Here is a 13,646-nt window from a genome sequence, read left to right on the forward strand (position 1 = left end):
CGATGCCTGACGCGCCATCCCGATCGGCCCCTGCCGAGCGCATTGGCGTCGCGCTGTGCACCTACAACGGTGCGCGCTACCTGCAGGCGCAGCTGGACAGCATCCTCGACCAGGATCTTCCGGTGAACGAAGTCATGATCGGCGATGACGGTTCCAGCGACCAGACGCTGCAGCTGCTGCAGGCCTTCGTGCCGCGTGCACAGGCGCTGGGTATCCGTGTCGAGATCGTCCAGCACGCGCGCAATCTCGGCTATGTGCGCAATTTCGCCGATGCACTGACGCGTTGCCAGGCCGACATCCTGTTCCTGTGCGACCAGGATGATGTCTGGCATGCGGGGCGTGTCCGCCGCTATGTTCAACGCTTCCAGGCAGACCCGGCCCTGTTGCTGCTGCACAGCGACGCGAGGTTGGTGGATGCGCAGGGCGCGCCGCTGGGCCAGCGCCTGATGGAGGTGCTGAAAGTGCACCTGGCCGAAGTGGGGCTGGAGCGCGACGGGCTGGCTGCCGACGTGATCCTGCAACGTAATTTTGTCACCGGCGCAACCTGTGCGCTGCGTCGCCAGCTTGTGGTCGGATCACTGCCCGTGCCTGCGGGCTGGAGTCACGACGAATGGCTCGCGGTCAACGCATCACTGCGAGGAGGGCTGGACATGCTGGCCGAACCGACCATCGACTACCGGCAGCATGGCAACAACCAGATCGGTGCCAGTCGCCGCGGTTTCCTGCAACGCCTGCGCCATCTCGATCTGTTCGATTCACAGGCGCGCCAGCGCACGGCCGGGCGCCTGCTGGCCCTGGCCGATCTGCTGGGGCAGCGCGGCGTGGTGGTGGCGCCGGAGCGCTTCCAGGGACTTCACGCGCTCGCCTGGCGCATGGCCTGGTCGCGACTGCAGCTGTATCGCCGCGTGGATGTGCCGGCAGGCTGGATCGCCCATGATGCGCCGCGGTTGATCGCACGCCTGGCCAACGTCTGCCTGGCGGGGGGCGGCTGGAAAGGGGGCTGGGCAGCGCTTGCGGGCGCGTGGGCCGGGTGGCGGGCGCCGCGCGCTGCTTGAACTGCAGTGAAACCGCGGGCCATCGCCTGCCAGCCACCGCGGCGCCTGCGTTAGACTCGCCAGACCCTACCCGCCTGCATGCCCGTGCCCCGACGCTACGATTCCGACGACATCGACGATTTCGACGACGACCAGCAGGACGACAGCCCGCTGTGGCGGCGTCGCCTGATCACCTGGAGCATGGCTGCGGTCGCGTTGGGATTGGGCTTCCTGATCCCTTATACGCTGTACCTGAACCAACAGGTGACCCAGCGCTTCGGTGAACTGCGCTGGCAGATCCCGACCCGGGTATATGCGCGGCCGCTGGTGCTCACACCCGGCAAGGCGATGGACGCGGCGACCCTGAAGACCGAACTCGCCGCATCCGCCTACCGCGATGACGGGCAGGGCAAGGAGCCGGCGACCTATGCGGTGAACGGCGGGCGCTTTGTCATTTCCAGCCGTGGCTACAACGATGTGGATGGCCGCGTCGCACCGCGTCGGCTGGAACTGTCGCTGGCAGACGGTGCGGTCGCGTCGCTGCGTGATGCCGACAACCGCAAGGCGCTGAAGGCTGCGCGCCTGGACCCGGCGCGTATTGCCACCCTGTACGGGCAGAAGCAGGAAGAACGCCGCCTGATCCGCATGGACGAGGCGCCGGACCTGCTGGTGACCGGCTTGCAGGCGGTGGAGGACAAGGACTTCAACCGTCACCACGGCATCGATCTGTCCGGCATCGCGCGCGCGGTGTGGGTGACGGTCCGTTCCGGTGGCCAGAGTCGCCAGGGGGCGTCCACGCTGACCCAGCAGCTGGCCCGCAGCGGCCTGCTCGGGATCGGCAAGGAGCAGACGGTCACCCGCAAATTCAACGAAGTGCTGTACGCGCTGATCATGGAGGCGCGCTACGACAAGCGCACCATCTTCGAGGCCTATCTCAACCAGGTGTACCTGGGCCAGCGCGGCAGCCAGGCCATCCACGGCATGTCTTCCGGCGCCGAGTTCTGGTTCGGCCGTGACCTGCAATCGCTGGAAACCGAGCAGATCGCGCTGCTGATCGGCCTGGTCAAGGGCCCGTCCTACTACGATCCGCGGCGCAACCCGGAACGCGCACTGGATCGCCGTAATTTCGTGCTGGGCAAGCTGCATGAGGCGACGCTGATCGACGATGCCGAGTACCAGCGTGCACTGAAGGCGCCGCTGGGCGTGCCCAAGACGCCGGGCCTGGTGGCGGCCAACCGCTTCCCGGCCTATGTGGACCTGGTTCGCCGCCAGCTCGGCCATGACTATCCGGAATCGGCGCTGCAGGGCGCCGGCCTGAGCGTGATGACCGGCATGTCGCCGTCTGCGCAGGCCTATGCCGAAGGCGCGGTGACCCGCACCATCAAGTCGCTGGAAAGCAAGCGCCGTCCCGAACTGCAGGCCGGCATGGTGCTGACCGACGTGCACAACGGTGACGTGCTGGCGGTGATCGGCAGCCGTGAAGTGTCCGAGGTGGGGTTCAATCGAGCGATCGAAGCACAGCGCCCGGTCGGCTCGCTGTTGAAGCCGTTCGTGTACCTGCTGGCGCTGGCGCAGCCGGACCGCTACTCGCTGGCCAGCTGGGTCGACGATTCGCCGGTGACGGTGCAGCTCGGCCGTGGCCGCAACTGGAGCCCGGGCAACGCGGACAACCGCAGCCACGGCACTGTGCGCCTGATCGACGCGCTGGCGCATTCCTACAACCAGGCCACGGTGCGCGTGGGCATGCAGGTCGGCCCCGAGCGTGTGACCCAGCTGATCCACGTGCTGGCCGGCATCAAGGCCGAAGCGAATCCGGCGGTGATCCTCGGTTCGACCGACCAGAGCCCTTACGCGATGGCACAGCTGTACCAGTTCCTCGCGTCCGGTGGCGAAATCCAGCCATTGCATGCGGTGCGTGGCGTGCTCGATCCGCAGGGCAAGCTGCTCAAGCGTTACGACAAGACCCCGGCACCGGCCCAGGAAGGCGATTCGATTGCCGCCAACCTGATCAGTGTCGGCCTGCAGCAGGTGGTTGCCAGCGGCACCGCGCAGCGGCTCAACGCCGATGGCCTCAGCCGCCTGCAGCCGGCCGGCAAGACCGGTACCACCAACGATGGTCGTGACAGCTGGTATGCCGGTTACACCGGGGATCACCTGGCGGTGATCTGGATCGGCAACGACCAGAACGAGCAGGCCGGCCTGTACGGTGCCACCGGCGCGATGCGGGTCTGGTCGGGCATCTTCCAGCGTCTTCCCAGTGCGCCGCTGCGGGTCAGCAACAAGGGCCTGGACTGGCAGTCGGTGGCCGCCAGCGGCCTCAACACGACCGACGAGGGCTGCCCGGGAGCGCGCCGCTTCCCGTTCGTGGTCGGCTATGCACCGGCCTATGCGCCCTGTGCACCGGCGGTGTCGCCGGACGGGCAGGGCGAGACCGAAGGCGAGGGTGGTGGCTGGCGCAGCTGGTTCGGCCTGGACCGCAAGCCGGAAGCGCCTGCCGAACCTGCCGCGACGCCCGCCGCCGCCACTCCTCCCCCGAGCCGATGATGCCGATGAACATGCGATCCCTGCTGCAGCCCCTGGCCCTGACCGGCCTCAGCCTGGCCCTGGCCGCCTGCGTGAGCAGTGCGCCGCCGGTGGTCAAACCGGTCGATACCACCACGCCGGCGCAGCGCCTGGCCGCAGTTGACGCAGCCGCTGGCCCCGATGACAAGGAGTTGTCGGTGCAGCCGTTGCGTGACTCGCAGGTGGAAGATCTGCGGGTGACCGCGCAGGCACAACGCCAGGCCAACGATCTGGCCGGTGCCGCCAGCAGCCTGGACCATGCGCTGGAGATCGTCGCTGGTGACCCGGCGGTGCTGCAGGAGCGCGCCGAGCTGGCGCTGCTGCAGGGTCAGTGGGCGCAGGCGGAGGCGTTTGCGCGCAAGGCGGTCGACCTGGGCTCGAAGACAGGGCCGCTGTGCCGCCGGCATTGGGCGACGATCGAGCAGTCGCGCCTGGCGCGGGGCGAGAAGCAAAATGCGGTGTCGGCGCATGCGCAGATTGAAGGCTGCACGGTGCCGGGGATCAAGCGGTACTGAGTTTTCAGCCAACGGCGCAGCCCCTCGTGGCTGGCTGCTTGGCCGCGTAAAGCAAAAGCCGCGCTTGGCAGGGCGGGGTGGGTTCGCGGGGGACGCCGTGAACCCGTCCCTGGGGGCTTGGCCGCGGCATCCATGCCGCGGACACCCCCGCGAACCCGCCCCGCCCGACCTCTGACAGTTTCCGTGTGCTGCCAGCCACGGAAGAGAAAAAGAAAATCAAAAGCGGGTCGCGCGCTGCGCGCACTCGTTGTGGGTTGGATCCGTTTTCCGCAGGAAAACGGATCCGACCCCTTCTTGTTTCCGTTCGACCCACCGCTTCTGAATCCAGTCGAGCAAGCGCAACGCCACGAAGCACGTCCATCCGTCACCGGGAAACTGTCGAAGGCGGGGCGGGGCGGGGCGGGAGGGGCAGGCAGGACCGTTGGCGCCATGGGCCCGAGGCACGCCTCGGGCGGGTTGGGCAGGACGCCCAACCCCGGTCTTGCCGTGTGCGCAGGACAGCGCACACGAGCAAGGCGCCATCGAGCCCCCATGGATGGGTTTACGGCGTGTCCTGCCTGCCCCTCCCGGCCCGCCCAGCACGCAGCAACCCAGAGCCATGAACAACGCTGTTGCTGTTGCTGTTGCCGTTGCTGTTGCCCTGGCTTGAAACGGGTGCCGGGCAGCGCCCGGCCGGGTATCCTTTCCCTCTGATGTCCGACCTTGTCCATGCCAGCCGCGAAGCCCTCAGCGACGGCGGCGCGCTCGCCTCGCACCTGGATGCCTTCGTCCCGCGTCCGGCACAGCTGCACCTGACCGAAGCCATCGCCGATGCGCTGCAGCAGCGTGACCTGCTGCTGGCCGAGGCCGGTACCGGCACTGGCAAGACCTTTGCCTATCTGGTGCCGGTGCTGCTGTCCGGGTTGCGTACCATCATTTCCACCGGAACCCGCGCGCTGCAGGACCAGCTCTACCACCGCGATCTGCCACGGGTGCGTCAGGCACTTGGTGTCGGCCTGCGCAGTGCGTTGCTGAAGGGGCGCGCGAACTACCTGTGCCGCTATCGCCTGCAGCAGGCGCGCGGCGAGCCGCGTTTTTCCAGCCCCGAACAGGCGGCGCAGTTCCAGCGCATCCTGGCCTGGTCCGGTCGTTCGGAGTTCGGTGACATCGCCGAACTGGAAGGCCTGGCCGATGATTCGCCGCTGCTGCCGATGGTCACTTCCACTGTCGACAACTGCCTGGGTACCGACTGCCCGTTCTGGGATGACTGCTTCGTGGTGCGCGCGCGGCAGCGTGCGCAGGCGGCCGATGTGGTGGTGGTCAACCATCACCTGCTGCTGGCCGATCTGGCCCTGAAGCAGGACGGTTTCGGTGAACTGCTGCCGGGGGCGCAGGCCTTCGTCATCGACGAGGCACACCAGCTGCCCGAATTGGCCGCGCAGTTCTTCGGCGAAGGTTTCGGCATGCGCCCGTGGCAGGAACTGGGCCGCGACTGCCTGGCCGAAGCGCGTGGCGTCGGCGGCGCGCAGTCGGCGCTGCAGGAACCGGTCGACCAGTTGCAGCAGGCGCTGCTGGCCCTGCGTTCGGCGATGGAGGGACTGCCGCCGCGTGGCACGCAATGGCGCGCGTTGGCGATGCCGCAGGTGCGCGATGGATTCGATACGGTGATGGCGGGGTTGGTGACGCTGGAGCAGGCACTGCAGCCGCTGCGCGAAGCCGGGGCGGGCCTGGATGCCTGCCATGCGCGGGCGCGCGAGGCGGTCTCGCGGCTCAGCCGCTGGCTGGGCGATGACGAACCTGCCCTCGATTTCGATACCGACCCGGCGGAAACCGCCACTGCCGCTGATGTGCTCTGGTACGAGCTCACGCCACGTGGTTTTCGCTGCCAGCGCACGCCGATGGATGTGTCCGGCCCGTTACGTGAGCATCGCGAACGCAGTCGCGCGGCATGGATCTTCACCTCGGCGACGCTGACCGTGGGCGGTGGCTTCGACCACATCGCCATCCGCCTGGGCCTGGATGACCCGCATACGCTGGTCCAGCCAAGCCCGTTCAATTGGCCGGAGCAGGCGCTGTGCTACCTGCCCGAAGGCCTGCCTGATCCGGCTGCGCGGGGCTTTGGTACTGCGTTGATCCAGACCCTGCGGCCGGTGTTGCAGGCGTCGCAGGGCAGGGCATTCCTGTTGTTTGCCTCGCACCGTGCATTGCGCGAGGCCGCCGAGGCACTGCGTGATGGGCCATGGCCGTTGTTCGTGCAGGGCGAGGCGCCGCGCGCGACGCTGTTGCAGCGCTTCCGCGAGTCGGGCAATGGCGTGCTGCTGGGCTCGGCCAGTTTCCGCGAGGGCGTGGACGTGGTGGGGGAGGCGCTGAGCGTGGTGATGATCGACAAGCTGCCGTTCGCGGCGCCGGACGATCCGGTGTACGAGGCACGGCTGGAGGCGATCCGCAGCCAGGGCGGCAATCCGTTCCGCGATGAGCAGCTGCCGCAGGCGGTGATCGCGCTGAAACAGGGCGTCGGTCGCCTGATCCGCAGTGAGAGCGACCGTGGTGTGTTGGTATTGTGCGACCCGCGCCTGCTCAACCGTGGCTATGGTCGGGTCTTCCTCGATTCACTGCCGCCATTCCGCCGTACCCGCAGTCTGGCCGATGTGCAGGCCTTCTTTACGCCACAATGGGCGCCCGTGGCCGATGATGCGGCTGCTCCGGCGGCGGTTGCGACCGGCCCCGAGCCGGCGCCCGGTGCCACGTTCCCCCTGTTCTGACCCGATCCGATGAAACTGCTCGCCTTTGAAACCGCCACCGAAGCCTGTTCCGTTGCCCTGCATGTCGATGGGCAGGTGCTGGAACGCTTCGAGATCGCCCCGCGCCGGCATGCCGAACTGAGCCTGCCGTGGGCCGAGGCGCTGCTGTCCGAAGCAGGCATCAGCCGCCGCCAGCTGGACGGTATCGCGCTCAGCCGCGGCCCGGGTGCGTTCACCGGTGTGCGCCTGGCGATCGCCATCGCGCAAGGCATTGCGCTGGCACTGGATCGGCCGTTGCTGCCGGTCTCGACGCTGCAGGTGCTGGCGCTGCGGGCACCGGCGGACGAAACGCAGATCCTGTCGGCGATCGACGCACGGATGGGGGAGTTGTACGTCGCGCGCTTCGAGCGTGTAGACGGCCTGCCGGTGGCACGCGATGCCGAGCGCGTGTGCGCACCCGCTGCGGTTGCGCTGCCGGAAGGGATGTCGGCCTACGGTGTCGGCACCGGTTTCGGCGCAGCCGAGGGGGCACTGGTGACCCAGCTGGGCACCGGCCTGCGCTGCTTTGATGCGACGGCGCTGCCGCGAGCGTCGGATGTATTGGCACTGGCGGTGCCGGCGTTCGCTCGCGGCGAAGCCATTGCACCGGAGAAGGTCGAGCCGGCGTACCTGCGTGACAATGTGGCGCTGACCCTGGTCGAGCAGCAGGCCGCGCGCGAGGCGAAGGCGAAGGCCAACGGCTGAGCCCCTCGTGGCGGGATTGGTCGCGTAGATCAAAAGCCGTGGTTTGGCCGGGCGGGTGGGCTGCGCAGGGGGCGCTGCAAGTACGTCCCTGTAAGCTCGGTCGCCGCATCCATGCGGCTCACGCCCCTGCGCAGCCCACCCGCCCGGCCTCTGACAGTTTCCGTGTGCGTCCGCCACGGAAAATAAAAAAAGAAAATCAAAGTCAAAAGCGGATCGCTTTGCTCGCATCCACGCGTAGCGTGGATGTGTGTCGACCAAGGTCGACACCTACCAACAGCGGAGCGGGACGCGATGCGCCGCGATCTGTCAGAGGTGGGGCGGTGTGGGCTTGCAGGACCGTTGCGCCATGGGCCCGAGGCACGCCTCGGGCGGGTTGGGCAGGACGCCCAACCCCGGTCTTGCCGTGTGCGCAGGACAGCGCACACGAGCAAGGCGCCATCGAGCCCCCAGGGACGGGTTTACGGCGTGTCCTGCAAGCCCACACCGCCCCGCCAAACCCACAGCCCAACCGCCGCTGTTGCTGTTGCCGTTGCTCTAGCCCTCCAGCGGGTCCCGGGCCGCAGGCCCGGGCAACAAAACCCTACCGGTCGTCGTGCAGGGTGCCGCCCGGCAGGAACACCCACGTACGGGTAACCTGCAGGATGTCGATCTCATCCTCGGTCTTCGGCAAGGGCGGGAACGGCTGGGCCAGCTGCACCACCCGCAGGGCGGCCTCATCCAGCAATGGCGTCCCGCTCGAACGCAGGATCCGGCTGCTCTCCACGCTGCCATCGCGGCGCACGCCCACGCTGATCACTACCTGGCCACCGAGGCGGCGCTGCCGCGCCTCATCCGGGTAATTCAGGTTGCCTACCTTCTCGGCACGGTCGACCCAGGCGCGCAGGTAATTGGCATAGGCATACTCACGCGTGCTGGCCGACACGAACTTGCGGTTCGGGCGCTTGGCGTACTGCGCCGAGCGCAGATGTACTTCGGCAGCCAGCCGCGCCATCTCCACGTCGCGCTGTTCGCGTGCGCTCAAGGGCGCATCCGGTTCGGGCTGATCCGGCGTGGGGCGGGACTGCGCCTGCGCCACCACCTCTTCGCCATTGCGGCTGCTGACCACCCGTGCCTGTGGCGGCGGAACCGGCGCGGCCGATTGCTGCTGCTGTGGAACCGGGCTGATTCCGGACTGGGCCTGCGGCACGATGCCGGCCTGGTTGTCGCGCGGACGCTGTGCGCGGTCGTGCTCGCCACCGCCTTCCTGGTTGGCCGCGGCCAGGAAATCGGCCTGCTTCGGGGTCAGCGCGGTGCGGGTCTGGCTGAAGATGACTTCCAGTGTCGGCACCAGCGGCGCATCGCCCTTCACGGCGAAGCCCACGCCCAGGATCAGCAGGGCGTGGACCAGCACCGACAGCGCGATGGTCGCCCCCAGCCGTTGCGCTTCGCGCGGCGGCGGGGGCAGGACGGCAGGTGCGGCAGACATCAGCGCAGGCCGGCCTCGAGTGCGTCGAACAGGGTGCCGGCGATGTTCAGGCCGTACTGCGCGTCCAGTTCGCGCACGCAGGTCGGGCTGGTCACGTTGACCTCGGTCAGGTAATCGCCGATCACGTCCAGGCCGACGAAGCGCATGCCGCGGCGCTTCATCTCCGGGCCGACCTGGGCGGCGATCCAGCGGTCGCGCTCGCTCAGCGGGCGGCCTTCGCCGCGGCCGCCGGCGGCCAGGTTGCCGCGGAATTCATCGCCCTGCGGGATGCGCGCCAGGCAGTAGTCCACCGGTTCGCCATCGACCAGCAGGATGCGCTTGTCGCCGGCGGTGATGTCGGGAATGAACTTCTGGGCCAGCGCCAGCTTGCGGCCGCCGTCGGTCAGGGTTTCCAGGATCACGTTCAGATTCGGATCGCCCTGGCCGCTGCGGAAGATCGAGCGGCCGCCCATGCCGTCCAGCGGCTTCAGCACGGCCTGGCCGTGCTCCAGCGCAAAGGCCTTCAAGACCTTCGCGTCGCGGCTGACCAGGGTCGGCGGACAGCACTGCGGGAACAGCAGCGCGGCCAGCTTCTCGTTGTAGTCGCGCAGGCCCTGCGGGTTGTTGACCACGCAGGCGCCAGCCGCTGCGGCCACGTCCAGCACCTGGGTGTCGTAGATGTATTCGGCGTCGACCGGCGGGTCCTTGCGCATCAGCACGATCTGGCCGGGGCCGAACTCGGTGCGGCTGAACGCGCCCAGCTCATACCAGCCGGCCGGGTCGTCGCGCACCTGCAGCGGCGCGGTCTGGGCCACCGCTACACCACCCTCCAGGGCCAGGCCGCCCGGGCGCACGTAGTGCAGGGCATGGCCGCGGCGCTGGGCTTCCAGCAGCATGGCGAAGGTGGTGTCCTTGGCGATCTTGATGTGGGCGATGGGATCCATCACCACGATGACGTTCAACGGCATGGGCGCACCTGTCAGGCAAGGCGTTGATGGTAGCGGCAACGCCGCTCGCGCGCCTCCCCGCCGTCCTGCAACGCAGCGTCCGCCCGGCGGTCGCGCACGCATTGCGAAACCCGTCACGTTCAGGAGGGTGCCATGCCCCGCGCCATGGGGCGGCCTTGAAGCGGGCGCGGAAAGTGCGATATAGATACGCTTTCGTAGCGGCCCCCGCCAGAGATCGGGCCGTGCGCTTGGGGATAGGCAATGACTGAAAACACGACTGCGGGCGGGGAACTCGCAGGACTCCGGGTGATGGTCATCGATGATTCGAAGACCATCCGCAGGACTGCGGAAACGCTGCTCAAGCGCGAAGGCTGCGAGGTGGTCACCGCCACCGACGGCTTCGAAGCGCTTGCGAAGATCGCAGACCAGCAGCCGCAGATCATCTTCGTCGACATCATGATGCCGCGCCTGGACGGGTACCAGACCTGTGCGCTGATCAAGGGCAACCAGCTGTTCAAGGCGACCCCGGTCATCATGCTCTCGTCCAAGGATGGCCTGTTCGACAAGGCGCGGGGACGCATCGTCGGCTCGGAGCAGTACCTGACGAAGCCTTTCACGCGTGAAGAACTGCTGGGTGCCATCCGCACATACGTCAACGCCTGACCAGGGGGGAAAGGCACAATGGCTCGTATCGTTCTGATCGAGGATTCACCGACCGACCGCGCGGTGTTCACCCAGTGGCTGCGCCGTGCCGGCCACGAGGTGCTGGAGGCGGACAATGCCGAGGATGGACTGCAGCTGGTCCGCGACCAGGTGCCGCAGCTGGTGCTGATGGACGTGGTCCTGCCCGGCATGAGCGGTTTCCAGGCCACCCGCGCGATGGCCCGTGATGCGGCGATCAAGCACATCCCGGTGATCATCGTCAGCACCAAGGCGATGGAAACCGACAAGGCATGGGGCCTGCGCCAGGGCGCGGCCGATTACATCGTCAAGCCGCCGCGCGAGGATGAACTGATCGCGCGGATCAACGAACTGGTGGCCTGATGCGCTCGCCCTTCGACATTCTCGAAGCCTACGAACGGCGCAGCCTGGCCCACGCGGTGCAGCTGCCCGAGCGGCAGTTCGCCCAGGACCTCTGGCGTGGCGTGGGTTACCGCGTCGGCCAGCGCCGGCTGGTGTCCGATTTCCGCGAAGTGGTGGAAATCGTGCCGATGCCGCCGGTGACCCCGGTGCCGTGCGCGCAGCCGTGGCTGCTGGGCGTGGGCAATCTGCGCGGCAACCTGTTCCCGGTGGTCGACCTGAAGTACTTCCTGGAAGGCACGCGTACCGTGCAGCAGGAAGGCCAGCGCGTGCTGATCATGCGCCAGGCCGGCGGCGACGTCGCCCTGACCATCGATGAACTGTTCGGCCAGCGCAGCTTTGAACTGGACCAGCAGATCGCGGCCGGCACGCTGGCCGAAGGGCGCTACGGCCACTTCGTCGATCGCGCCTTCCACGCCGACGGCCACGACTGGGGCGTGTTCTCCCTCTCGCTGCTGTCGCGTACCCCTGAATTCCGGCAAGCCGCGGCCTGAGGCCGGGCATCGCCCCCTGCATTGAAGATCGAGGTTGAACGATGAGTACTGCTTCGGACGCCACCAAGACCGGCAAGCTGCGGCTGGGCGGCAGCAACCTCTGGCTGTTCCTGCTGCTGGCATCGATGATCCTGTTCGGCGTCAACACCGGCGTCGCCACCTGGCAGGGCAGTCGCCTGGCCGATGCCGGTTCCAAGGCGGCCGACCTGCAGGTGCTGTCGCAGCAGCTGGCCAACCAGGGCCGTGACGCGGTGGGCGGCAACGCGCAGGCGTTCACCGCCTTCAAGGCGACCCGCAACGCGATCGAACAGAACGTGTCGACACTGCAGGGGCGCTACGGCAAGGAGCCGGGCGTGTCCGGTGCCATCGCCACCCTGGGCGAGACCTGGGCGCCGCTGGGCAAGCAGGCCGGGCAGCTGGTCGCCAGCGAACCGGCGGTGCTGGCGCTGGCCGGCAATGCCAACAACTTCACCGGCGCGGTGCCGGGCCTGCAGGCCCAGCTGAACGAGCTGGTGCGTGCGATGTCCGCCTCCGGCGCGCCGTCGTCGCAGGTGTACAGCGCACTGCAGCAGGTCGTGGTGGCTGGCTCGATGGCCCGCCGCGTAACCGAAATGCGTGCCGGTGGCAGCGCCGCAGCGACGTCCGGCGATGCACTGGCACGCGACATCACCGTGTTCTCGCAGGTGCTCGACGGCCTGCGCAACGGCAACGAGGAACTGGGCATCACCGCCGTGCGCGGTGCCGCCGCCGTCGCCGCACTGGAGCAGTCGCAGCAGAAGTGGGAAGCGATGAAGCAGGACGCTGACGCGATCCTGGCCAGCTCGCGCCAGCTGTTCGCGGCGCAGTCCGCCGCCACCGCGCTGGGCCAGGGTTCGGCCCACATGCTGGATGACAGCCGCAAGCTGTTCGACGCGTTCTCCTCGTTCGGCTCGGTGTCTGACACCCGCCTGTTCCCGAACTTCTGGATCGGTGTGGTGTCCGGTGCGCTGTCGCTGATCGCGATCATCGGCTTCGTTTCCACCAACGTGCGCAGCCGCTCGCGCGAGCAGGAACTGCGTTACCAGACCCAGGTGGAATTCAACAGCCGCAACCAGCAGGCGATCATGCGGCTGCTGGACGAAATCTCCTCGCTGGGTGAGGGCGACCTGACGGTGAAGGCCTCGGTGACCGAGGACATGACCGGCGCCATCGCCGACGCAATCAATTACGCCGTCGACGAGCTGCGCCACCTGGTGACCACCATCAACGACACCTCGGCCAAGGTCGCGCTGTCCACCCAGGAAACCCAGGCCACCGCCATGCAGCTGGCAGAGGCGGCGGGCCACCAGGCCAACCAGATCACCTCGGCGTCGGACCGCATCGGCGAAATCGCGGCGAGCATCGAACAGGTGTCGCGCAACTCGGCCGAGTCGGCCGACGTGGCACAGCGTTCGGTGGTGATCGCCGCCGAAGGTGCCGGCGTGGTGCGCGAGACCATCCAGGGCATGGACCAGATCCGTGACCAGATCCAGGAAACCTCCAAGCGCATCAAGCGCCTGGGTGAGTCGTCGCAGGAAATCGGCTCGATCGTGGAACTGATCAACGACATTTCCGAACAGACCAACATCCTGGCGTTGAACGCAGCGGTCCAGGCGGCCTCGGCAGGTGAAGCGGGCCGCGGTTTCGCGGTCGTGGCCGACGAAGTGCAGCGCCTGGCAGAACGTACCTCCGGCGCGACCCGACGCATCGAGAACCTGGTGCAGGCCATTCAGGCCGATACCAACGAAGCGGTCACCTCGATGGAACAGACCACCGCCGAAGTGGTGTCCGGTGCACGCCTGGCCGAGGATGCCGGCACCGCGCTGACCGAGATCGAGCGCGTGTCCAATGCACTGAACACCCTCATCAAGAACATCTCCATCGCCGCCCAGCAGCAGTCGGCCGCGGCCTCGGACATCACCCGCACCATGGGCGTGATCCGGCAGATCACCGGCCAGACCTCGCAGGGTGCCGGGCAGACCGCCGAATCGATCGGCCACCTCGCGCAGCTGGCGGCCGACCTGCGTCGTTCGGTCGCCGACTTCAAGCTGCCGGCGTGACGCGGGCAGGGCGGCGAGCAAGGAACCA

The 13,646-nt window shown here is 68.0% G+C and carries 11 protein-coding genes; 9 read left to right on the forward strand and 2 right to left on the reverse strand.

All coding sequences use genetic code 11. The annotated features are described in order from the left end of the window. The first annotated feature begins 2 nt into the window (after positions 1-2). The 5 genes from AC5P99_RS01670 to tsaB all read left to right on the forward strand — a co-directional run bounded on the left by AC5P99_RS01670 (position 3) and on the right by tsaB (position 7,575). Positions 3-1,055 (forward strand): glycosyltransferase family 2 protein, encoded by a 1,053-nt coding sequence (locus tag AC5P99_RS01670; protein ID WP_495212827.1) that lies wholly within the window; start codon positions 3-5, stop codon positions 1,053-1,055. Between the two features lie 84 nt (positions 1,056-1,139). After that, positions 1,140-3,578, forward strand: a complete 2,439-nt coding sequence (gene mrcB / locus AC5P99_RS01675; RefSeq protein WP_043035707.1) for a penicillin-binding protein 1B — start codon at positions 1,140-1,142, stop codon at positions 3,576-3,578. Then, positions 3,575-4,111: a hypothetical protein gene (locus AC5P99_RS01680; protein ID WP_049450265.1), complete on the forward strand. Its 537-nt coding sequence runs from the start codon at positions 3,575-3,577 to the stop codon at positions 4,109-4,111. Before mrcB ends, AC5P99_RS01680 begins: the two co-directional genes overlap by 4 nt. Before the next feature lie 692 nt (positions 4,112-4,803). Continuing rightward, positions 4,804-6,852: a DNA repair helicase YoaA gene (gene yoaA, locus AC5P99_RS01685; RefSeq protein ID WP_495212828.1), complete on the forward strand. Its 2,049-nt coding sequence runs from the start codon at positions 4,804-4,806 to the stop codon at positions 6,850-6,852. Between the two features lie 9 nt (positions 6,853-6,861). Further along, positions 6,862-7,575: a tRNA (adenosine(37)-N6)-threonylcarbamoyltransferase complex dimerization subunit type 1 TsaB gene (gene tsaB / locus AC5P99_RS01690; protein WP_005414253.1), complete on the forward strand. Its 714-nt coding sequence runs from the start codon at positions 6,862-6,864 to the stop codon at positions 7,573-7,575. 580 nt (positions 7,576-8,155) lie between these two features. Here the strand turns inward: tsaB and AC5P99_RS01695 are convergent. Both AC5P99_RS01695 and gshB read right to left on the reverse strand, forming a co-directional pair. After that, complete coding sequence (locus AC5P99_RS01695) at positions 8,156-9,040, reverse strand: energy transducer TonB family protein (protein WP_005410719.1); 885 nt, start codon at positions 9,038-9,040, stop codon at positions 8,156-8,158. Beyond that, the gene (gene gshB / locus AC5P99_RS01700) at positions 9,040-9,987 is read right to left on the reverse strand and encodes a glutathione synthase (RefSeq protein ID WP_005410718.1); all 948 of its coding nucleotides are present in this window, start codon (positions 9,985-9,987) and stop codon (positions 9,040-9,042) included. The genes AC5P99_RS01695 and gshB overlap by 1 nt, the downstream gene beginning before the upstream one ends. Before the next feature lie 240 nt (positions 9,988-10,227). On the opposite strand from gshB, the gene pilG reads away from it, so the two are divergent. The 4 genes from pilG to AC5P99_RS01720 are packed head-to-tail and all read left to right on the forward strand — an operon-like array spanning position 10,228 to position 13,618. After that, positions 10,228-10,629, forward strand: a complete 402-nt coding sequence (pilG, locus tag AC5P99_RS01705; protein ID WP_005418455.1) for a twitching motility response regulator PilG — start codon at positions 10,228-10,230, stop codon at positions 10,627-10,629. Between the two features lie 18 nt (positions 10,630-10,647). Next, positions 10,648-11,010, forward strand: a complete 363-nt coding sequence (locus tag AC5P99_RS01710; RefSeq protein ID WP_005410717.1) for a response regulator — start codon at positions 10,648-10,650, stop codon at positions 11,008-11,010. Then, positions 11,010-11,540: a chemotaxis protein CheW gene (locus AC5P99_RS01715; RefSeq protein ID WP_005410716.1), complete on the forward strand. Its 531-nt coding sequence runs from the start codon at positions 11,010-11,012 to the stop codon at positions 11,538-11,540. The genes AC5P99_RS01710 and AC5P99_RS01715 overlap by 1 nt, the downstream gene beginning before the upstream one ends. 41 nt (positions 11,541-11,581) lie before the next feature. Continuing rightward, entirely contained in the window at positions 11,582-13,618 is a 2,037-nt protein-coding gene (locus AC5P99_RS01720) for a methyl-accepting chemotaxis protein (RefSeq protein ID WP_005410715.1), read from the forward strand. The last annotated feature ends 28 nt before the right edge of the window (positions 13,619-13,646 follow it).

It is taken from the genome of Stenotrophomonas sp. YJH_SMC_80, from assembly GCF_059372495.1.